Origin of the sequence: Arthrobacter sp. SRS-W-1-2016, assembly GCF_002009585.1 — a bacterium.
GTDB lineage: Bacteria > Actinomycetota > Actinomycetes > Actinomycetales > Micrococcaceae > Arthrobacter > Arthrobacter bambusae_A.
The window spans coordinates 21,051-42,520 of sequence record NZ_MTPV01000075.1 but is presented as its reverse complement, the minus strand read 5'-3'; the positions used below and the strand labels follow the sequence as shown (position 1 = coordinate 42,520).

Annotated in this window: 19 protein-coding genes; 8 read left to right on the top strand and 11 right to left on the bottom strand. The window is 64.4% G+C overall.

Going from position 1 to position 21,470, the window contains the following annotated elements; translation table 11 throughout:
* Positions 1-619: 619 nt before the first annotated feature.
* From BMF89_RS20395 to BMF89_RS20380, 4 genes are all read left to right on the top strand, one after another.
* Complete coding sequence (locus tag BMF89_RS20395) at positions 620-799, top strand: hypothetical protein (RefSeq protein WP_078108865.1); 180 nt, start codon at positions 620-622, stop codon at positions 797-799.
* 402 nt (positions 800-1,201) lie between these two features.
* On the top strand, positions 1,202-1,687 hold the full coding sequence (locus BMF89_RS20390; protein WP_139359761.1) for a hypothetical protein: 486 nt from the start codon (positions 1,202-1,204) through the stop codon (positions 1,685-1,687).
* Positions 1,688-2,664: 977 nt separating this feature from the next.
* Entirely contained in the window at positions 2,665-3,276 is a 612-nt protein-coding gene (locus tag BMF89_RS20385; protein WP_078108863.1) for a hypothetical protein, read from the top strand.
* A complete protein-coding gene (locus BMF89_RS20380) occupies positions 3,276-3,905 on the top strand; it encodes an RES family NAD+ phosphorylase (protein ID WP_078108862.1) in 630 nt (209 codons plus the stop codon). Before BMF89_RS20385 ends, BMF89_RS20380 begins: the two co-directional genes overlap by 1 nt.
* 36 nt (positions 3,906-3,941) lie before the next feature.
* Here the strand turns inward: BMF89_RS20380 and BMF89_RS22050 are convergent, their stop codons facing one another.
* From BMF89_RS22050 to BMF89_RS20350, 7 genes are all read right to left on the bottom strand, one after another.
* The gene (locus BMF89_RS22050; protein ID WP_171983571.1) at positions 3,942-4,097 is read right to left on the bottom strand and encodes a hypothetical protein; all 156 of its coding nucleotides are present in this window, start codon (positions 4,095-4,097) and stop codon (positions 3,942-3,944) included.
* A gap of 39 nt (positions 4,098-4,136) precedes the next feature.
* Positions 4,137-4,496 (bottom strand): hypothetical protein, encoded by a 360-nt coding sequence (locus tag BMF89_RS21765; RefSeq protein ID WP_139359760.1) that lies wholly within the window; start codon positions 4,494-4,496, stop codon positions 4,137-4,139.
* Positions 4,497-4,869: 373 nt separating this feature from the next.
* Positions 4,870-5,817: an HNH endonuclease gene (locus BMF89_RS20370; RefSeq protein ID WP_253190923.1), complete on the bottom strand. Its 948-nt coding sequence runs from the start codon at positions 5,815-5,817 to the stop codon at positions 4,870-4,872.
* A gap of 439 nt (positions 5,818-6,256) precedes the next feature.
* Positions 6,257-6,499, bottom strand: coding sequence for a hypothetical protein (locus tag BMF89_RS20365; RefSeq protein WP_139359759.1), 243 nt, complete (start codon positions 6,497-6,499; stop codon positions 6,257-6,259).
* Between the two features lie 537 nt (positions 6,500-7,036).
* On the bottom strand, positions 7,037-7,948 hold the full coding sequence (locus BMF89_RS20360; protein ID WP_078108858.1) for a MaoC/PaaZ C-terminal domain-containing protein: 912 nt from the start codon (positions 7,946-7,948) through the stop codon (positions 7,037-7,039).
* Complete coding sequence (locus tag BMF89_RS20355; RefSeq protein ID WP_078108857.1) at positions 7,945-9,297, bottom strand: 3-oxoacyl-ACP reductase; 1,353 nt, start codon at positions 9,295-9,297, stop codon at positions 7,945-7,947. The genes BMF89_RS20360 and BMF89_RS20355 overlap by 4 nt, the downstream gene beginning before the upstream one ends.
* Before the next feature lie 5 nt (positions 9,298-9,302).
* Entirely contained in the window at positions 9,303-10,673 is a 1,371-nt protein-coding gene (locus BMF89_RS20350) for an acetyl-CoA C-acetyltransferase (RefSeq protein WP_078108856.1), read from the bottom strand.
* A 68-nt stretch (positions 10,674-10,741) separates the two neighbouring features.
* Between BMF89_RS20350 and BMF89_RS20345 the strand changes: the two genes are divergently transcribed.
* Together BMF89_RS20345 and BMF89_RS20340 are read left to right on the top strand one after the other, a co-directional pair.
* On the top strand, positions 10,742-11,464 hold the full coding sequence (locus tag BMF89_RS20345) for a TetR/AcrR family transcriptional regulator (RefSeq protein WP_078108869.1): 723 nt from the start codon (positions 10,742-10,744) through the stop codon (positions 11,462-11,464).
* 34 nt (positions 11,465-11,498) lie between these two features.
* Positions 11,499-13,604, top strand: a complete 2,106-nt coding sequence (locus tag BMF89_RS20340; RefSeq protein WP_078108868.1) for an acyl-CoA dehydrogenase — start codon at positions 11,499-11,501, stop codon at positions 13,602-13,604.
* A 173-nt stretch (positions 13,605-13,777) separates the two neighbouring features.
* Here BMF89_RS20340 and glgA read toward each other — a convergent pair whose 3' ends face one another.
* The gene (gene glgA, locus BMF89_RS20335; protein ID WP_078108855.1) at positions 13,778-14,977 is read right to left on the bottom strand and encodes a glycogen synthase; all 1,200 of its coding nucleotides are present in this window, start codon (positions 14,975-14,977) and stop codon (positions 13,778-13,780) included.
* Positions 14,978-15,081: 104 nt separating this feature from the next.
* Here glgA and glgC point away from each other — a divergent pair, with 104 nt between their 5' ends.
* Complete coding sequence (glgC, locus tag BMF89_RS20330) at positions 15,082-16,464, top strand: glucose-1-phosphate adenylyltransferase (protein ID WP_078108854.1); 1,383 nt, start codon at positions 15,082-15,084, stop codon at positions 16,462-16,464.
* 108 nt (positions 16,465-16,572) lie between these two features.
* A complete protein-coding gene (locus BMF89_RS20325; RefSeq protein WP_078108853.1) occupies positions 16,573-18,024 on the top strand; it encodes an SDR family oxidoreductase in 1,452 nt (483 codons plus the stop codon).
* Positions 18,025-18,049: 25 nt separating this feature from the next.
* Here the strand turns inward: BMF89_RS20325 and BMF89_RS20320 are convergent, their stop codons facing one another.
* From BMF89_RS20320 to BMF89_RS20310, 3 genes are all read right to left on the bottom strand, one after another.
* Complete coding sequence (locus BMF89_RS20320; protein WP_078108852.1) at positions 18,050-18,901, bottom strand: transglutaminase family protein; 852 nt, start codon at positions 18,899-18,901, stop codon at positions 18,050-18,052.
* Positions 18,898-19,824 (bottom strand): alpha-E domain-containing protein, encoded by a 927-nt coding sequence (locus tag BMF89_RS20315; RefSeq protein WP_078108851.1) that lies wholly within the window; start codon positions 19,822-19,824, stop codon positions 18,898-18,900. Before BMF89_RS20315 ends, BMF89_RS20320 begins: the two co-directional genes overlap by 4 nt.
* Positions 19,825-19,896: 72 nt before the next feature.
* Positions 19,897-21,453 carry a circularly permuted type 2 ATP-grasp protein gene (locus BMF89_RS20310; protein ID WP_078108850.1) on the bottom strand — a complete coding sequence of 519 codons (1,557 nt, stop codon included), beginning with the start codon at positions 21,451-21,453 and terminating at the stop codon, positions 19,897-19,899.
* Positions 21,454-21,470: the final 17 nt, after the last annotated feature.

The following is a 21,470-nucleotide window of genomic DNA, read 5'->3' as shown; positions in this document are numbered from 1 at the left end:
CCGCGCCCGGTCAATCACTTGCCGCCAACGGGCAACCCAACATACCGCGCCCGGTCATTTCTAAGTTGCCGTTGACACGGCACCGTGGTGGCGCCGACCTCCCCGTTGAGGGTTCGACACTGACTGAACCCGACGCGGGCCTCTGCAGCCCTCCTGGGCCTCTCCCGGCACCGTGGTGGCGCCGACCTCCCCGTTGAGGGTTCGACACTGACTGAACCCGACGCGGGCCTGTGCAGCCCCTTCTGGGTCTCCAGCACCACCCCGCAGCCCACTCGGCCTCCGAGCGTTACCCAGCACGCCGAACTCGATGCAAACTGCGACCTGCCGCTTGGAGCCTGCCTAGCCGGAGGCCTCCCGTCCTACGCTTCTGAGGACGTGCACCTGCCGGTGGGTGTCAGCCAGCCAGCGCCTACCAGCTCCACATCCTGCGAGAGCAGAAGCTCCCGGCCGAGGCGTACGTGTGGCTTGGTGACGGGGAAGCCGAATGGCTGCATACGAGGGAGAATCCGCCCGCGCTGACCTCTAGGGAACGGCTCGACAACGCCCGTAGCGGCCGGTCTGAGATGGTCCGGGAAGCACTGGAGGGCGGTGGCGCGCGGCGGCGCAGTTCCGGCTGGGTATGGTCGACGGTGTCCACTACCTGGAGCTCGTTGAGCCAATCAATCAGTTGAAACGTGAAGGCCGGCTCGAAGAGGCACTGGTCCTTTGCTACAAGGCTATCGACGGTGCCGAAGGCGATGCCGGCGACGCCATTCCGGCGCCCTTGTACACCGAGCAGGCAGCCATCATCCGTCGGTAGCTCCGCCAGCGTGACGATGAGATCGCGGTGTTGAAGAGGTGGCTGACACGGTGCCCGAGGACCCTCCGGGCCGGAAGTGGTATCGCCCAACGCGTCGCCAACCTTGAAACAAGGAAATGCCGACCGGGGCGCAAAGACCTGCCAACCGATAGCCGAGGGTCTGGAGTGAAGCCATCAGGGCGCACATGGGCCGGCGACGGCTGTCGGTTCAGTCAAGGCCGAAGAGCCCTCCGACGCCTCTCAGGATCTGGCTGAACTTGACCACCATTGGCTGACAGACACGGTTTCCTGACCACATTAGAGAACCCACCGATGTGTGGGGAGGTCGGCACGGAGCTCTCCGACGGCAAAGCGAGGCTAGGACTCATCGAGTCACCAGCGACCGACGATGAAAGCAGGACCGTGACGACTACTCTGCCGGGCACATGGCGGGAACCGCACCGCAACGTCGAGATCCCCTTCCCACAGGCCATCGATGAATGGGCCGACGCTGCAGTTCTGGCCCTGGAAGAAGTGGCCACCACTTACGGCGCCCACATTACCTACAAGGAACTGGCCACCCGACTCTTTGACACAACCGGAATCCATACCCGCATGCTGGTCCAGAACATGAGCGCACGTCTGCTGAACCGGGTGATCCATCTGTGCCTGGAACAGAACCGGCCGGCATTGTCATCTCTGGTCGTCACGGCAACAGACGGGACCGTGGGTGCCGGCTTCGACGAGGTGCTGCGCGCCTCCGGACAGAAAATCCCGGCGACCAGTCTGGAGCGCGAGCGGGCCGCGGCCGTGGAACGCCTAGCGTGCTACCGGGCCTACGGCGACGTGCCGGCGGATGCCGAGCCGATGCTGACCCCCAAATACGAGGCGCAGGTGATCCGGTGGTGAAAGCCACGCCGCAGCCGAAGCCGGTTTGCCTGGTGCATGGGATCCAGTTGCCTGCCACTGGCGTCTGCGACGACTGCATCTGAGGAGAATCTAGGCAACTTCCTGTCGACGTATGGACGACGCGTGGTTGCGGGGGTGTAAACCGTGATGGCCAAGGGAATCCGCTCACCGCGCGTCTTGCAGTCCATGACCGCCTCCGTCTGACCAGACCCCGCACACCTTCCGTACTGCATACTTTTGTGAAATCGGGAGCCTTCCTGACCAGGCACGAGGAAAATCGGGTGGAAGGCCAGGGCGCGATCAGCGGGTCAGATGACGGCTCAAAGACGCTTGGGGGGCGGCCGAAGCGTTGATCTGGACAATTGAGTCCGCCTCAGATGCCAGGCCATACCGGCTGCGTCCTACGTACGGCATCTCCGGGCCAAAAACCCTCGCCTCACGCCTTCCGGCCTTGTGAGGAAACGGACCTCCAGTTGCTTATGGCTGCCACCGGTACGGGTATCCCAGGGAGCGCTTCCGCCGCCGGCCCAGGCGTGGGAAAGACTGCGTACAGCGACGCGTCGAAGTCCAGCCGAAAGTTCTCGGTCCGGTCTTGGGCGGTCTGGACCAGATCAACTAGGCGCGAGTGCGGATACGGATAGCTCTCCATCGTGGTGACGACCAGAGCTCCCCCGGTGACAGCTTCGACCAGGTGGGCCAGGCGTCCACAGTCAGGCGGCCGTCAGTCAGCAAGACCCGTGGATCCGGTCTGTGTGCCGTCCGTAGCACGGGAAGTGGAGGTTCGGCCAGCGACAGCCGAGATATGCCCGGCGAAAGCTATGACGGGGGTGCCCTGCCCGCCTCGCAGCTGTATTGGTTACTGCGGACCTTTCGATGCCACTTGGCCCGGTTGATCGCGACGTCTTGGCTCTTGCGTTTCTACCGATACCACACTTCCCAGCAATGGCATAGACTGTGGAGGTCGATAGGAGCCCACAATGGCCGTCAAAGACCGCCGCACCCGTACGGAGTATGAGCACAAGGCCAACACCCTCGCTGAATGGATCAATACCGCCCGCCCGTCGTTCTCGCAGGCGGAGCTGCTGTCTGCACTGGAGGACATGAACCGGGGCACCACTGCTGTCGAATTGTCCGCGCCCGACCGCGCCTTCTGGAATGAGTACTCAGGCATAGACAGCTCCCCTGCCTCCGTCGCCGTCGCGTCTGCCGCGAACGCCGCCGCCCGAATAGTGCTCGACGCCTCCGCGTTCACCGCCGCCGAAGTCGCCGAGCATCTGGGGCTTACCGCCTCCACTGTCCGGCACTACAAGGCGGCCCGGAAGCTCTACTCCTATCTTGTCGACGGCAAGCTGGCGTTCCCTGCCTGGCAGTTCAACGAGGCGGGAGACAAACCGATTCCCTCCCTGGACGCCGCCCTGGGTGCCCTGCCGGAGGATCTGCACCCACAGGCGGTTGCCGGCTTCTTCCTGACACCCCAGCCGGACCTTGTTATCAGCGGCACGCCGGTGTCGGCCAAAGCGTGGCTGGAAGCCGGGGGCAGCGAGGAACCCGTCGTCGAACTCGCTGAGGGACTGGCGGCAGGCTACTGATGGCGGACCAGTACCCGCCTGACGTTTCTGTATTGCGGGCCCTGGGCTATGAAAAAGGGGCCATCCCAGCCTCCACCGCGCTCTGGCGGATCCACTACACCGCCTCAACTCACGTCATACCGTGGAACCGTCTACGAACCTGGGGACCGGTGGCAGGTTCCCGCTGGGAGCCCCACCCGCTGCCGCCCGGGGACGCTGCCCCGCTCGGCGCCGCATACCTCGGCGAAGACGTGCTGACATGCCTTGCGGAAGTCTTCCAGCTGACCCGGTTCGTCGACATCGACCGCGACGCACCTTACGTGACGGCGTTCCGCACAACCCGCGACCTGACCTTGGTTGATCTCACCGGTGACTGGCTATTGAAGGCCGGCGCGTCCGCGCGGGTCGCCTTCGGGGAGAAAGCTCGGACCAGGGCGTGGGCCCGAGCGATCCACGAGGCGTGGCCAGACATCGACGGCGTCTACTCCCTGTCGGCCCTGGCTTTGAGACACAAGGTGGTGACACTTTGGACCGATGACGCAATTCCTGCCGCCCCCGATTTCTCCCACCCATTGAGCTCGCCGGCCATCATCGCAGACATTGTGTCCGAGGCGGCGAAAATCAGGTACACGACCAACGTCATCCTCTGACACTGGAATCCCGGCACGGACTGAAATTCACCAAATTCACCGCCGCAGCTTCTCGGCGTCAGCGACCTGCTGAGGCACCCCGATCGTGAGAGTTGCGTTATGCATTTCGATGATGTTGGTCCATTCGTCGCGCAGCGTCTCAAGCGCTAAAGACCGTGGCGTAGCGTCACGAAAGATGAACAGCACCGCCATGGCGTTCTCCAGGGCCGGGCGGATCAGCGTGAACGGAGCTTAGATGTGCTGAGTACCGGCGTCGACGAAAAGCGCTCTAAGCGCGTGCAGATGGTCGGTGGCGTTCGTCAGGTGCTGTTTGACCTTGTGGGATGACTGGAACGGCAGCGAGAGTCCATCGGCGGCGTCCAAGAGCGATCCGCGACGCACAGTGAATGGTTGACTCGTCCGGTCGTGCCACTTTTCCACCCGCTCGAGGAGTATCGACATCCGGTCCAGTATTTGACGGCGCTCGGCTGCGTCGTATGTCCGGATGAAACCCGGGCTGTCCCGTGGCGCCTGCGGAACGGGCAGCCCCGGTGACGCTGACGTCCCTGCTGGATCGAGGGGGTCTCCGGGATTGTCATGTAGCGCGTCCATCGTCACAGTCTGCCACTCCCAACGGCACCGCCCGCGGTCAGGCCGCAATACGGTATTCGGGGGCGGCGACGATGTAGCTGTCTGCGCCGGGCGGGCAACCGTCCAGCGGCAGCGGGTCGGGACCGTCAAGGATCCCATCGATCCGGGGCGCAATGTAGTCCGGCTCGTGGCCTGTCTGAGTTTGAAGCCGGTCTAGTTCGGCCCATCTTCCGGGCGACGGCCAGGGTGGTGCCCGAGCTGGCGAAGACCATTGCGCGGCCTGAGGTCCCTTGAGACGGGGACGCCGTCTTCTATTGCGTGGCCAAGCAATGACGGGCTTGAGCAGGATGCCCACTCCGGTGATGCCGTGGCGGGGGACGGCTGCCCCCTACGGCTACTCGGTTTGTCTGGCGTTATGGGTCTGCCGGTGCCAGCCGAAATAGCCACGGGAGCGCTCGTCGTATGCGAGGCATTTGCGGCCGATGAGTCCCTTGATGCGCTCCCCAACCGGTTCCGGACCTGGCCTGCCTGCTTCGATGGTCCCGTAGTCGCCGACGACGAGGTAACCGCGTTCAAACAGCGCGTCGCAGCCAAAGAGGCACGCGAGCATGGACACGTTTCGGATGTCCTGGCGCTCCTGCTCCGTGCAGGCGAAACGGGGCTTGATATGCGCGGCGACCAGGAATTCATCCGGCAGCTTCTGTCCGCAGAGCGAGCAGGAGCTGCCCCGAAGCTGCAGCTGCTGGTTCCGCAGGAAGCCCTGCTCTGCCCGGACAGCCCCTAAAGCCCACCGATCGCTGGGGCCACCAAGGTATTGCTCGGCCGGCACGGCCTCGTCCCTGCCCTGATCCGGGCCATCGCTGATCGCTATGCCCGCGTGCTGCAACAACTGCAGGGCGGCTTCGCGGTCCACGGGAAAGAAATACCCGTTATTCAACGTGCTATTTACCGTCATGGGGCCTTGACCCGGCGGCAGAAAGCCGTAAGCGCCCTCCTTTGGGATCCTCACTTCGAAGAGCGGGTCCGTCAGGACCAGAGTGCCCTCCGTGTCCGGGGGCTCCCTCCATCCCCGGGCCGGCGTAGACGCCGGGAACGGCATCGTGGCCACCCGGCTGATGCCGCGAATCTCCGGGCGGGAAAAGTGCAGGACAACATCCCCTGGACGGGCATCGTGCAGCGTCTCCCAAGAGGCAACCCGCTGCCCCCTGCTGCCTCTCCGCGGAGCCCACAGCGTCCCATCGGGAAAGACCTCGTGGAAGTTTTCTGACTGGATAGCCCACCAGAAATTCGTGGCGGGAAGGACGGGAACCGTTATGGAAGTCTCGTGGGAGGCGCTGGTCATGTCCTCATTCATACCGGATAAGAGGACTAAACGCGCGAAGATGGAAGTTTCGAATGCTCAAGGGTCCAGACAACCGCAGGCGCTGCACGCGACCTTGGCGCGGCCCGCAACGTGCCCCATAAAAGCTGCGCTGGGAAGTCCCGCCGGTCCGTCCGTACACATGGTGCGCATGACGACTGACACCGGCAGACTAGATCAGACGGTGCCACAAGGGACGTTCGTCCGCCGTATCCCGACGGAGCGGCCGGGGACTTTCTTCCATGGCAATGAACAGGTCTGACATCTCCAGTTCACGGTACATCGCTTGGATACTTCTGGTTCAGTACGTCCCTGCACCCAGCCAGCGGCCACGTCGATCGGGTGCACGCTTTTTCATACCCGTGCCATCACCGGTCAAGTTCGCGTGCACGCAGTCCCGCGAAGTCTGACTCCCAGGCGATCATGACGCCCGCTTCCGACTAAGCAGTTCTGCCAGTTCCGCAACTTTGGTCCCTGTAGTCGTCTTCCGGACCAGCGTGGTGGGCCGCTGCTCGCTGAGTTCGAGGATTTGTTCGTAGTGACCCTCCGTGAAGCGAACAGTTCGCTGGTTGATCCGCAGGTGCGGCCAAGTATTCGTGTAGTACATCGCCCGCACCATGCGCAGCGAAATTCCCATGCGCTGTGCCAACTGCTCGGGTGTCATCAATTCTTTGTTGCCCTCTGCGCTTACCACTGCAGCGCCCTCCATCAGTCCGTGATCCAAATGAAACTCTCTTTCAAATGGCCCTATGCGTCGACTGGGCTGGCGGGTGCAAAGTTCCGCTAGTAGGAAGTGAGCGGCAGGACCAGCTGCCGCTCCGTTGTCCAACCTATCGCGTGGGTGGCGTGGGCGAACTGGCGCAAAATTAAGGCTGTTCAGCGCTACAAGGAGTAACAAAAACCCCGGAATCTAGGCATTTCTAGCTAGGACGACACGCCGCGGCGGGGGTTCAAGTCCCCCTCCGCGCACAATTGCAAGGCCTGGAATTATGATAATTCCAGGCCTTGTTTGTTTAACTTTGAATTTGCTTTTTCGGACGCTAATGCGGCGTTCATCACATTTATTGAATTGCATTGCCGCTCATTCATTCGAGGCAGTCATCAGGACTGCCGACGTCGCTCCGCGGGGAACGGCGACGGCGGCCGCCCATGTGGGTGACCGCCGTCGTCGTAGCCGTTCCTGAAACCCGAGACCGGAGCCTTACAGGGCCGTCACGGAGCCGCTGAAGTGCCTCCTGCCGCTTCGCGGACTCCAGGCGACGTAGTCCGAACGCTCCCACGAACCTGACGAGGAGTGGACCGTACCGATTTCCAAGGCCACCCGCGCAGGGAGGTACACGGGTGCCTCGAAGTTCACGTCCCAGCGGAACGCTTCCGCCTTCACCGAGCCAACGTCGGCCAAGGCCCTGGAGGCGAGGTACATGCCGTGCGCGATTGACCGCGGCAGGCCCAGCGCCTTGGCCGAGAGGAGGCTCAGGTGAATCGGATTGAAATCTCCGGATACCGCAGCGTAAAGGCGGCCCGTATCCACGCCGAGCTGCCAGACTGCGGTTTGTGCGGGCGCCCTGAACTCCGCTGGCGCGGCGGCCTCGGCGGCCTTGTCGACTCCAGGAAGGAAGACCCCCTTGGCGAGGTACGTCGAGATGCCGCGCCAGAGCAGGGCCCCGTCATTGCTTGAGCGGACTTCGGCGACGACGTCCAGCTGGGTTCCAGCCCTGTGGCCGCGCATGTTATCGGCCCAGGACCGGACGTCGAGCGGCTCACTGAATTGAACGGCCCGCAACTGCTCCACCTGGTTCTTCAAATGGATCATCCCCAGCAACGGAAGCGGGAAGTCGTCCCGGTTCAGCACGCTCATGGAGACCGGAAACGCGAGGGCGTGGATGAAGCCGGCCGGCAGCGCGTCACTCGCGGTCTCCCCGATCAGGTGCTGGTACTCGGTGAGGTTCGCGACGTCGGCCCGCACCCCGCGGACCTCATGGCTCCCCTGGGGCAGGGCGGTGGCAGCCGGGAACCCCAGCAACCTCCGCCGCGCCGCCGTCGCCGCCGCATTCACGTACAGCTTCGAGAGCGACGGCAGATCCCCCAGGATGAGGGGTTGTTCCGTGCTCATGCACCCACCAGGTTCTGTCCGCAGACCCTGAGCACTTCACCCGTGATACCTGCGGCCGCATCCGATGCCAGGAACGCAATTGCCTCCGCCACGTCTCCGGGCAGGCCGCCCTGCTGCAGCGAGTTGAGCCTGCGGGCCACCTCCCGGGTGGCGAAGGGGATCCGGGCGGTCATGTCGGTCTCGATGAAGCCGGGCGCGACGGCGTTGATGGAGCCGCCGCGTTCTGCGAGCAAGGGCGCCGTGGCCCTGACCATGCCGATCACTCCCCCCTTGGAAGCCGCATAGTTGGTCTGCCCGCGGTTGCCGGCGATTCCGCTCGTGGACGCCACGGACACGATCCGGGGGGTCTTGTGCAGCAGGTCCGAGCCCAGGAGTGCCTCGTTGATCCGCAACTGCGAAGCGATGTTCACGCCGATGACGGAATTCCAGCGGCCCTCATCCATGTTGGCCAGGAGCTTGTCCCGGGTAATGCCGGCATTGTGGATGACGATATCGAGTCCGCCATGGCGTTCCACGGCGTGGTCGATGATGCGCTTCCCGGCGTCCTCAGCCGTGATGTCCAATTGCAGTGCAGTGCCATGGACCTCGTTGGCGACCTCGGCGAGGTGGTCCCCCGCAGCCGGAATATCCACCACCACGAGCCGGGCACCGTCCCGGTGCAGGGTCCGCGCGATCGCCGCTCCGATGCCGCGGGCGGCCCCCGTGACGACGGCGATCTTACCCGCCAGGGGCTTGTCGGCGTCGGTGGGAAGCTGGCCCGTGCCCGATGTGACCGTCAGGAATTGACCATCCACGAATGCGGACCGACCGGACAGGAAAAAGCGCAGCGCCCCGAGCGTGCTGGGGCTCGTGGTGCCGGCGCCGTCCCCGAGGAGAATGCCGTTGGCCGTGGCACCTGCCCGGAGTTCCTTGGCCAGCGACCGCAGCAGTCCGTCGACTCCTTGCCGGCCGGCAGCAACGGCCGGATTGGCCGCGGAGGCGGAGGTACGGGAGATCGTGACGACCCTTGCGCTGCGATCCAAATCCCGGATCGACGGGGCCGCGGTGAGAACGGGTCCGGCAAGCTCATCGGGATGTTCGACGCCGTCGAGCACCAGGATGATCGCCCCCAGCCTTTCCTTGGGCAAGGCCGAACGCCGGACGTCGAGGCCCCAGCCCACCAGGGCGGCAGCCAATTCGTCGGAGCCCGCGGTCTTGCCGTTGCTGCTCCCGAGCACCAGGACGGGTCCCGGAACCAGCGGCTCTCCCGGCTGGTACCTCCGGAGTACGGCAGGTTGGGGCAGGCCGAGTTTTTTCGCCAGGTCCTTGCCGATCCCGTGGCTCACAAACTGTGTGTACTTGTCGGTCACGCCGGTTACCGACCTTCCGGAGCGGAGTACGCCTCAAGGATCGCCACGACTCCCTGCCCTCCGGCAGCGCAGATGGAGATCAGTCCGCGGGCCGGACGACCGTTCACCGGACCGTTCTCGTGGAGCATCTTCGCCAACGAAGCGACGATGCGTCCGCCAGTGGCGGCAAAGGGATGGCCGGCGGCGAGGGAAGAGCCGTTGACGTTGAGCTTGGCACGGTCGATCTTGCCGAGTGAACCGTCCAATCCCAGCCGGGTGCGGCCGAATTCCTCGTCTTCCCACGCGGCGAGCGTACTCAGGACGGTTCCCGCAAAGGCTTCGTGGATTTCGAAGAAGTCGATGTCTTCGAAGGACAGCCCGTTGCGGGCCAGGAGCCGCGGCACTGCAAAGGCAGGAGCCATGAGGAGTCCGTCTTTGCCGTGGACGAAATCGACGGCGGCAGCCTCGCCGTCGACGACGACGGCCAGCTTGGGCAGGCCCCGGGCGTCCGCCCATTCCTCGCTGCCGAGGAGCACCGTGGAGGCACCGTCCGTGAGAGGGGTGGAGTTGCCGGCCGTCATGGTCGCCTCCGCGCCGAGGCTCTTGCCGAAGACGGGCTTGAGGGTGGCCAGCTTCTCCATGGACGTGTCGGGCCGGAGGTTCGAATCACGGCTCAGCCCCCGGTACGGAGTCACGAGGTCATCGAAGAAGCCACGTTCGTAGGCCGCGGCAAGATTGTGGTGGCTATTGAACGCGATCTCGTCCTGCGCCTCGCGGCTGATCTTCCACTGGGCCGTGGTCAGCGCCTGGTGCTCCCCCATGGACAGGCCGGTCCTGGGTTCCCCGGTGTTCGGAGCATCCGGCGCGAGGTCCTTGGGACGCAGCCGCGAGAGGACCTTGAGCCGATCGGGCAGGGATTTGGCGCGATTGAGGTCGAGCAGGATTTCGCGGAGGCCTTCGCTCACGGCAATGGGGGCATCCGAGGCAGAGTCGACGCCGCCCGCGATGGCCGAGTCGATCTGGCCCAGCTTGATCTTGTTGGCGAGGCCCAGGACTGTCTCAAGACCGGTGGCGCACGCCTGCTGGAGATCGTAGGCGGGCGTCTCCGGGGAAAGGGCCGAACCGAGGACCGCTTCGCGTGTCAGGTTGAAGTCGCGGGAGTGCTTCAGGACGGCTCCGGCGGCTACCTCACCGATCCGCTCCTCTTGAAGTCCGAAACGTGCGATCAGTCCGTCGAGGGCCGCCGTCAGCATGTCCTGGTTCGATGATTTGGTGTAGGCGCCCCCGGTCCGGGCAAAGGGAATCCTGTTCCCGCCAACCACCACGGCCCTGCGGAGCGTGCCCTGGGTTGCGGGGGATTCGTGTGGTGCGCTCGCGGAATGTGCTGCTGCAGGCATGCGTTTCTCCTTATGATCACATCGGGTTACTGATACCCAGCGTACCTGATACGCTGAGTATCGTGAACATCCCCAGCCTAGGACTTCCTGCCGAAAACGACGCCGGCACTCCGCTCCCCGCGGACGGCGAGGCTCCCGCCGTCGACGGCCGCGCCGCCCGCTGGCAGGCCCACCGCGAAGAACGCCGACGCGACCTGATCAAGGCCGCCCGGAAGGCCGTCCATGCGCTGGGCAGCGACGCCTCCATGGAAGACATCGCGACCGCGGCAAGCACCTCCAAGTCGGTGTACTACCGGTACTTCGGGGACAAAGCCGGCCTCCAGCAGGCAATGGGCGAAGTAGTGCTGGGACAAATGCAACGGCGGATGAAGGAAGCGGCCGAAAGCGCCCAGACTCCCCGCGAAGGCTTGTTCGCCATGGTCTCCGCATACCTGCAGATGGCGGAGTCCAGCCCCGCCGTCTACGCGTTCATCACGCGGCTCTCCCAAGGGGAACCCTCGGCGCAAGACGCCATTGCCGCCTCGGGAGCTCTCGGCCACTTCTTCGAGTCGATCAGTGCCATGATCGCCCGGCCGATGCGGGAACACCTGGGGGCGGAAAAGGAAGCGTTGATCGACTACTGGCCCACCGCGGCCATCGGGTTGGTCCGCAACGCCGGCGAAAGGTGGCTCGGCAGCCCCGCCTCCGCCGCAAAACCCGACCAGGAAACGATGGCGGCCCGGATCACTGACTGGCTGTGCGTGGGAATCGCCCCGGAACTCAAGATCAACTCCCCTGAATATCAGCAATGACTCCACGTTGTTCGGAACCAAAGAAGGAATCACCATGACTGAAGTAGTGGACCGTACCTCCTCCAGCCGGGCGTCCGCCGGAACGCCGTCAACCCCGCAGCCCGTTGCGGCCGACCCCACCGTGGACGTCGCGGCCCTTGGCGAACTGCTGCTCGGCAAGTGGGCCCACATTCGCCACACGGCGCGTGACCTCGCGGGCCGCCCCGAGGTGCACAAGATCGAAGGCTTGACGCATACCGAACACCGCAAGCGCGTCTTCGGGCAGCTGAAGTACCTCGTGGACAACAATGCCGTGCACCGGGCTTTCCCCGCCAGCCTCGGCGGGTCGGATGACCACGGCGGCAACATCGCCGGCTTCGAGGAGCTCGTCACTGCGGATCCCTCACTTCAGATCAAGGCCGGCGTCCAGTGGGGTCTCTTCGGTTCAGCGGTGATGCACCTCGGCACGGAGGAGCACCAGAACGCCTGGCTGCCCGGGATCATGAGCCTGGAGATCCCCGGCTGCTTCGCCATGACCGAAACCGGACACGGCTCCGATGTGGCGAGCATCGCCACCACGGCCACGTATGACGAGGCCACCCAGGACTTCGTCATCAACACCCCGTTCCGCGCCGCATGGAAGGACTACATCGGCAACGCAGCCGAGGACGGCCTGGCCGCCGTCGTGTTCGCCCAACTGGTGACCCGCAACGTGAACCATGGCGTCCACGCGTTCTATGTCGAGCTGAGGGACCCGGACACCAAGGAGTTCCTGCCCGGAATCGGCGGCGAGGACGACGGCGTCAAGGGCGGCCTGAACGGGATCGACAACGGCCGCCTGCACTTCAGCGATGTGCGTGTCCCGCGCACCAACCTGCTCAACCGCTACGGCAACGTCTCCCCCGAAGGCGAGTACACCTCGCCCATCGCGAGCCCCGGACGGCGATTCTTCACGATGCTCGGCACCCTGGTACAAGGCCGGGTCTCCCTCGACGGAGCCGCCGTCGCCGCCAGCAAGGTGGCCTTGACCACCGCGATCCGGTACGCGGCCGAACGGCGCCAGTTCAACGCTTCTTCCCCTACCGACGAGGAGGTCCTGCTGGACTACCAGCGGCACCAGCGCCGCTTGTTCACCCGGCTTGCCACCACCTTTGCGGCGAGCTTCGCGCACGAGCAGCTGCTCGAAAAATTCGACGACGTCTTCTCCGGCCGTCACGACACCGACGCCGACCGCCAGGACCTCGAGACCCTCGCGGCGGCCCTCAAGCCCATGAGCACCTGGCACGCCCTCGACACGCTGCAAGAGTGCCGCGAGGCCTGCGGCGGGGCCGGATTCCTCATCGAGAACCGTTTCGCCTCGCTACGTGCGGACCTGGACGTCTACGCCACTTTTGAGGGTGACAACACCGTGCTTCTCCAGCTCGTCGCCAAGCGCCTCCTGGCCGACTACGCCAAGGAGTTCCGCAACGTCGACTTTGGCGTGCTGGCCCGCTTCGTGGCTGCCCAGGCTGCCGATGTCGCCATCAACCGGACCGGCCTGCGGCAAGTGGCACAGTTCGTGGCAGACACCGGATCGGTCCAGAAAGCCGCTCTGGCGCTGCGCGACGAAGAAGGCCAACGCACGCTCCTGACAGACCGGGTGCAGTCCATGGTGGCTGAGGTGGGCTCTGCCCTCAAGGGCGCGAACAAGCTTCCGCAGCATCAGGGCGCCGCATTGTTCAACCACCATCAGGACGATTTGATTGAAGCCGCCCAGGCCCACGCCGAACTGCTGCAATGGGAAGCGTTCACGGAAGCCATCGGCAAGGTCGGCGATCCGGATACCTTGAAAGTGCTGACCTGGCTCCGCGACCTGTTCGGCCTCTCGCTCATCGAAAAGCACCTCTCCTGGTACCTCATGAACGGCCGCCTTTCCATGCAGCGCGGACGCACCGTGGGTGCCTACATCAACCGGTTGCTCGTCAAGATCCGTCCCCACGCCCTCGACCTGGTCGATTCCTTCGGCTACGGTCCGGAGCACTTGCGGGCGCCCATCGCCTCGGGGGCCGAGATGGTCCGACAGGACGAGGCCCGCGGCTACTTCCAGGCGCAACGGGCAGGCGGCAACGCCCCCGCGGAGGAGAAGAGCCTCCTCGCCTTGAAGGGGAGGAAAGCCAGCTAGCATCCTGCCGTGACCGGCCGGTGAACAGTTGCCGAATCCTTTAACGACGACGACGGCGCCGCACCCCCGCTGAGGGGCCCGGCGCCGTCGTCGTTCTTTCCCAACTAGCTCGCATTAGGTGTCGTTATGAGCCCTCAAAACGACATTAACTGCGAGTTAGTTGGGCTGGTGGGTCAGGGGGTGAGGACTGAGCGGTACACCTCGAGGGTTGTTTCGGTGATCGACTCCCAGGAGAAGTGCTCCTCCGCCCGGACGCGGCCCGCGGCGCCCATGACCTTGGCCCGTGCGGGATCGGACACCACTTCGTTGAGGGCAGCGGCGAAATCGGCGACGAACTTCTCGGGATCCAGCGGGGTGCCGGTACCGTCCGTGACCTGCTCCAGCTCCACCAGCAGTCCCGTTTCCCCGTGCTGCACCACCTCGGGGATGCCGCCCGTTGCGCTCGCCACCACGGCTGCGCCACAGGCCATGGCCTCGAGGTTGACGATGCCGAGGGGCTCGTAGATCGACGGGCAGGCGAAGGCCGTGGCATGGCTTAGCACCTGGATGAGCTCATGCCGCGGAAGCATGCGTTCGATCACCAGGACCCCGTCGCGCTTGCTCTGCAGGTCGCCGATGAGCCGGGCCGTTTCGGCTGCGAGTTCCGGGGTGTCCGCCGCACCCAGGCAAAGCACAAGCTGCACATCGTCGGGGAGGCTCGCGGCCGCCTTCAAGAGGTACGGAACACCCTTCTGGCGGGTGTTGCGTCCCACGAAGACCACACTGGGCTTCGCGGGGTCGATGCCGAGGGCGCGAATAGCGTCTTCGCCGTGGTCCGGCTGCCACATCTCGACGTCGATGCCGTTGTGTACCACTCGCACCTTGGCCGGGTCCACGTTCGGATAGCTGCGCAGGATGTCTTTCCGCATGCCTTCCGAGACGGCGATGATGGCCGCAGCGGCCTCATAGGCGGTCTTTTCAACCCATGAGGACAGCGCGTAGCCACCACCGAGCTGCTCCGCTTTCCACGGCCGCAACGGTTCCAGGCTATGGGCGCTGAGCACATGGGGTATCCCATGCAACAGCGACGCCAGGTGGCCGGCCATGTTGGCGTACCAGGTATGGGAGTGGACCAGGTCCGCTCCGGCGATGTCCGGCACGATGCGCAAATCCACCCCGAGGGTCTGGACGGCGGCGTTCGCAGCCCCCAGATCATCCGGAGTGGAATACGACGTCACCGTTGCACCGTGGAAGTCCGCATCACGGGGCGCACCGAAGGCACGCACCTGCAGATCCACATGCTTCGCCAAGACGCGGCTGAGCTCGGCAACATGCACACCGGCCCCGCCATAGATTTCGGGTGGAAACTCTTTAGTCACAATGTCTACGCGCACGCTACCTAACGTAGTCCTTCCGGAGTATGTGTTCTAGTGTGAAAGGGTCCGGCAACCCGGGCTTTTTTCGGGGGCTACAAAGACGTACAGGGAGAGCAAACACCATGGCGTTGAAGAAAGTATTGTCAATTGTGTTGGCTGGCGGCGAAGGAAACCGCCTTATGCCATTGACGGCAGACAGGGCAAAACCTGCGGTGCCGTTTGCGGGGGGCTATCGATTGATCGATTTCGCTCTCTCGAATCTGGTCAATTCCGGGTACCTCCAGATCGTGGTGTTGACCCAGTACAAATCGCACAGTCTTGACCGCCACATTTCCGAGACCTGGCGGATGTCCACCCAGCTGGGAAGATACGTGGCCTCGGTTCCCGCCCAGCAGCGCGTGGGCAAGAGCTGGTTCCTCGGCAGCGCGAATGCCATCTACCAGTCCCTGAACCTCATTCACGACGCCAACCCCGACATTGTTGTCGTTGTCGGTGCGGACCACGTTTACCGCATGGACTTCCAGCAGATGGTCCAACAGCACGTGGCCAGCGGCGCCAAGGCCACAGTTGCGGCCGTCCGCCAGCCGCTGAACATGGCCAACCAGTTCGGCGTGATCGAGGTCGACAAGAACGATCCGCAGAAGATTTCGGCGTTCGTGGAGAAGCCTGCCGAAACGGAAGGCCTCGCCGCTGATCCCTCGCAGTTCCTTGCCTCCATGGGCAACTATGTCTTCGACGCCGACGCCCTGGTGGAAGCACTTCGCATCGATGCGGAGCGCCTGGACACCAAACACGACATGGGTGGCGACATCATCCCCTACTTCGTGTCCCAGGGTGAGGCGGGCGTCTACGACTTCACGCTCAACGATATTCCCGGTTCCACCGAGCGCGACCGCACGTACTGGCGCGACGTTGGAACCATCGATTCGTTCTATGACGCCCATATGGACCTGATTTCACCCGTTCCGATATTCAACCTGTACAACTCGGAATGGCCCATCTACACGCGGCAGAGTATTTCACCGCCGGCTAAGTTCGTCCGGGGCGAGAACAGCACCGTGGGCACCGCGCTGGACTCCATCGTGGCCAGCGGCTCGGTAATCTCCGGCGGAATCGTGGAAGGGTCCGTGTTGTCCAACGATGTTTACGTAGGACCGGCCACCAGGGTCCAGGACTCGGTGCTGATGGACAAAGTGCGCATCGGTGCAGGTGCCGTGGTCAAGCGGGCCATCATCGACAAAAACGTGAAAGTGCCCGCAGGGGCTGCCATTGGCTTGGATCCCGACCTCGACCGGGCCCGCGGCTTCAAGGTCACCGAATCCGGAATCACCGTGCTCGCAAAGGACCAGGTGGTACCAGAGCCGGAGGCCTCCGAGCTCGCGCTGGCGGCTGAATACCGCCGCTCGGTGCCGGAGGCGATCAAGGCTGCCACCGAGAAGTTCCCCGACATCAGGGACTCAGCGGAACAGGTCACGAAAATCCAGGCTTCCTCGGTAGAGGTCTGACCAGGAACCCCGGAACCAGGACAGCCCCCGGCCTCCCGGGCGACAGCAGGCCTCCCGCCACTGCCGCCCGGGAGGCTTTGCTGTGCCCGACCCTGTAAAATTGACCCAATGAGCCCCGCCGATTTGACGCCTGAAGAGATCCAGGCCTGCCTCAAGGTCTTGAACACCATCCACGCCTACGACGAGGAGCACCCGGACTACGTCGCCATCCGTCGTGCCACGGGAAAGATGTTCAAGGCCGTCAAGCGCCACCGCCGGGTCACCAAGCGGGACGAAATCGCGGAAGCCGATCGTGCTGTCATTGCGTTGACTGCCACCGCAGCCCCGGACAGGATCGACGACGAGACCCGCGGGAACAAGCTGGCTACCTCGGCCACGGGCGAAATCGCGGGCCACCTCATCCGGTCCAGGCCCTGCTACATCTGCAAGCAGCACTACACGCAAGTAGACGCGTTCTACCACCAGTTGTGCCCGGAATGTGCGGCCTTCAGCCACAGTAAACGCGATGCCCGCACGGACCTCAGCGGACGCCGTGCCCTCCTGACGGGCGGGCGGGCCAAGATCGGCATGTACATCGCCCTCCGCTTGCTCCGCGACGGCGCGCACACCACCATCACCACCCGCTTCCCCAAGGACGCGGCACGACGTTTCGCCGCCATGGAAGACAGCGCGGACTGGTTGCACCGGCTCAGGATTGTGGGCATCGACCTCCGGGATCCCTCACAGGTCATGGCGCTCACGGACTCCCTCAACGAAGCCGGCCCGCTCGATATCATCATCAACAACGCCGCCCAGACAGTCCGGCGTTCGGGGAATGCGTACAAGCCCCTGGTGGATGCCGAGGATGAGCCACTGCCCGAGGCCCTGCAGGCAGCCAACGGCGGTCCGGAGCTGGTCACCTTCGGCCATGCCCACGACAAGCACCCCTTGGCCATCACCCAAAGCGTCACCGATCATCCCGTGCTGGCAGGTGATGCGATTACCTCGCTCGCATTGTCCACGGGCTCCGCGTCGTTGGCGCGGATCGCGACAGGTACCGCGATCGACGCCGGCGGCCTGGTTCCCGACCTTGCGGCCATCAACAGCTGGACCCAAGTGGTGGACGAGGTCGATCCGCTCGAGATGCTCGAGGTTCAGCTCTGCAACGTCACGGCGCCGTTCCTGCTGGTCAGCCGGCTCCGGGGCGCCATGAAGCGCTCCACGGCACACCGAAAGTACATCGTAAACGTCTCTGCCATGGAAGGGCAGTTCTCCCGCGCCTACAAAGGCCCAGGGCATCCGCATACCAACATGGCAAAAGCCGCTTTGAACATGATGACCCGGACCAGCGCACAAGAGATGCTGGACAGCGACGGGATCCTGATGACCGCCGTCGACACCGGATGGATCACTGATGAACGCCCGCATTACACCAAGGTGCGGCTCATGGAGGAAGGCTTCCATGCTCCGCTCGACCTGGTCGATGGTGCGGCGCGTGTCTACGATCCGATCGTGATGGGCGAAAACGGCGAAGACCAGTACGGCGTCTTCCTGAAGGACTACAAGCCCTCCCCCTGGTAAGACCAGGCGGAGGGCCGCGGGCCTCCTAGGTGAGCCGGGTGATCTCGACGGTCACGGTGAGACCCGAGCCGCCGCCCCCGGACAGGATGCCCTTCAGGGGAGGCACGTCCCGGTAGTCCCGGCCGCGCGCCACGGTGACGTGGAGGTCTCCGGCAGGCTTGTGGTTGGTGGGATCCCAGCTGCGCCATTCGCCGTCCCACCATTCCAGCCACGCGTGGGATTGGCCCGCGACTGTTTCACCGATCTCGGCCGTGGGCCGCGGATGGATGTAACCGGACACGTACCGGGCAGGGATGCCGCAACTGCGGAGGGAGCCGATGGCCAAGTGCGCCAGGTCCTGGCAGACTCCCTGACGCTGGTTCCAGGCTTCCTCGGCGTTGGTGGTAACGCCGGTGGTGCCCTTCACATAGCTCATTTCGCCGCGCATCCATTCGAAGATGGCCATGGCCGTCTCGTGCGGATTCTTGCCGGCCACGACGGCTGGAATGATCCCGAGGACTTCCTCCCCCGGACCGGTGAGCTGCGACTGGGGCAACCAGTCGCTGAACTGGTCCCGGATCTCGTCGGAAGCCATCACATCCCAGCCGACGATCTCTTCATCCAGGGCCATCCGTTCCACCCGGTGGACCTCAACGGTGGTGGTGGCCACCACTTCGAGGCGCTCGTGCGGCATCTGCATATCGAAGGCGGTGACGCGGGTGCCCCAATAGTCACGGTAGGTGCTCACCGCAGCCTGCGACGGGGTGATCTTCAGCGAGGACTCAAGCACCACTTGTTGCGGATCGGTCAGCGGGGTCATGCGCGCCTCGTTGTACGACAGGGTCACGCGGCGGTTGTATTTGTAGGCCGTCTTGTGGACGATGCTCAGCCGGGTCATGAAACTTCTCCCACCCAGGCCAGTTCATCCGCCTGATTGAAGTACTTACGGGAAATCGCGTCGGACGCCTGTGTGACGGCCTTCTGCACCCGGTCCATATGCTCGGGCAGCTCGGACATGAGATCGTCCGTGCGGTGGAACTCAAGGAAGGTACGGGCCTGGCCGACGATCCGGCGGGCGTCATTGATAAAGCCCACCCGCTGCGCCGAGGGATCCAACTTCGCGAGGCACTCGTCGGCGTCGCGCAGGGCGAAGACGATGGAGCGCGGGAACAAACGGTCCAGCAGAAGGAACTCGGCAGCGTGTTGGTCTCCGAAGGCCGCACGGCGGGTCCGCAGGAATGACTCGTAGGCCCCGGCGCAACGCAACATGTTCACCCAGGACATTCCCGCGGAGAGGACATCCCTGGTGGACAGCATCCGCGCGGTCATGTCGGCCCGTTCGAGAGAGCGGCCGAGGACCAGGAAGAGCCAGCTTTCGTCGTGGCTCACCGTGGTGTCCGCGAGGCCCCTGACCATGGCGGTGCGTTCCAGTACCCAGTTGCAGAAACGGTACGTCCCCACGACGTCCTTGCGATGCTGGTTCAGCCCGTAGTACGTGGTGTTGAGGCTCTCCCACAATGAGGAGGACACGGTCTCGCGCGCACGCCGCGCATTCTCCCGCGCAGCGCCCAGGGACCCGGCAATGGAGGTGGCACTCGTCTTGTCATAAGCGAGGGCGTGAAGCAGTTCCGGCAAGCCGAATTCCTCGCTCTGCGGCCGGGCTCCCATGACAGCCAGGAGTTCCCTCGCCACGCTGCGCTGTTCCTCGAGCGGAAGGTGGTTCAGGCGTTCGAGATGGACGTCCAGGATTCTGGCCGTTCCGTCGGCCCGCTCCACATAACGGCCGATCCAGAAAAGGGATTCAGCAATACGGCTCAGCATGGGGCTGTGCCTCCTTCGGGTCCTGCGTTGTAACGATGGATGTGTCCTGCTCCGGCACCATGGCGTGACCGATCACTGCTGCTGGTCCGATTGGCGGTCCCGCCAGTTGCTTTCGACCGGCCAGACCGAGACCTGTTCACGGACCGTGATGGCCGAACGGGGCAGCTCTGCCGCGGGCAATTGCGGGGAGTCCGAGAGTACCCACGTGTCCTTGGAACCACCACCCTGGGAAGAGTTCACGATCAGCGAGCCCTCCTTCAGTGCCACCCGGGTCAGTCCGCCCGGCAGCACCCAGACGTCGTCGCCGTCGTTCACCGCGAATGGACGCAGGTCCACGTGGCGGGGCCCGAAGCGGTCTCCCGAGAGGGTGGGCACGGTGGAAAGCTGCAGCACGGGCTGCGCGATCCAACCTCGCGGATCCGCCAGCACCCGCTTCCGCAAAGCATCCAGCTCGTCCCGTGAAGCATCCGGACCGATCACCAGGCCCTTGCCCCCGGACCCGTCGACCGGCTTGACCACGAGTTCCTCCAGCCGGTCGAGGACCTGCTCGCGGGCTTCCTTCTCTTCAAGCCGGAAAGTCTCCACGTTGGCGATCACCGGCTCTTCGTGCAGGTAGTACCGGATCAGGTCAGGCACGTAGGAATAGACCAGCTTGTCATCGGCCACCCCGTTTCCAACGGCGTTCGCGATGGTCACTCCGCCTGCCCGGGCCGCGTTCACGAGTCCCGGACAACCGAGCATGGAATCGGAACGGAACTGCAGCGGATCCAGGAACTCGTCGTCGATCCGCTTGTAAATCACGTCGACGCGCTGCTCACCGGCGGTGGTGCGCATGTAGACCCGGTTTCCGCGGCAGATGAGGTCCCTGCCCTCGACCAGTTCGACGCCCATCAACCCGGCCAGCAGGGTGTGTTCGAAGTAGGCACTGTTGAAGACCCCGGGGGTCAAAACCACCACGGTCGGGTCGTCCACCCCGGAGGGAGCCGTCTTGCGCAATGCCGAGAGCAAACGGCGAGGGTATTCCTCGACCGGACGGATGTGCTGCTGACCGAACGCTTCCGGCAACCCCTTTGCCATCGCCCGGCGGTTCTCCAACACGTAGGACACGCCCGAAGGCACGCGGACGTTGTCCTCCAGCACCCGGAACGTGCCGGCCGCATCGCGGACCACGTCGATACCGGAGACATGCACACGCACGCCTCCCGCCGGCTCGAAACCATGCACCGCCCGATGGAAATGGGCACTCGTGGTGACCAATGCCCGCGGCACGACGCCGTCCGCGACCACCGTCATGCGACCGTAGACATCATCCAGGAACGCCTCCAACGCGCGGACGCGCTGCTTTACCCCCCGTTCAAGCACATCCCACTCATCAGCCGGAATCACCCTCGGCACGATATCCAGCGGGAAGGGTCTCTCCTCCCCCGCATAATCGAAGGTCACGCCCCGGTCCAGGAAGGTCCGCGCCATCGACTCAGCGCGGGCGCTCACATCGGCAAGCGAAAGCTCGCGGAGCGCGCCGTCCACCTGGCCGTACGATTTTCGGGCAACGGTGCCTGGGGCGAACATTTCGTCGTAGGCGCCGGAACGGACGGCGGCCTCGGAGTAATCCCGGAATAGCTCTGACATGGGATTCAGACAATCAC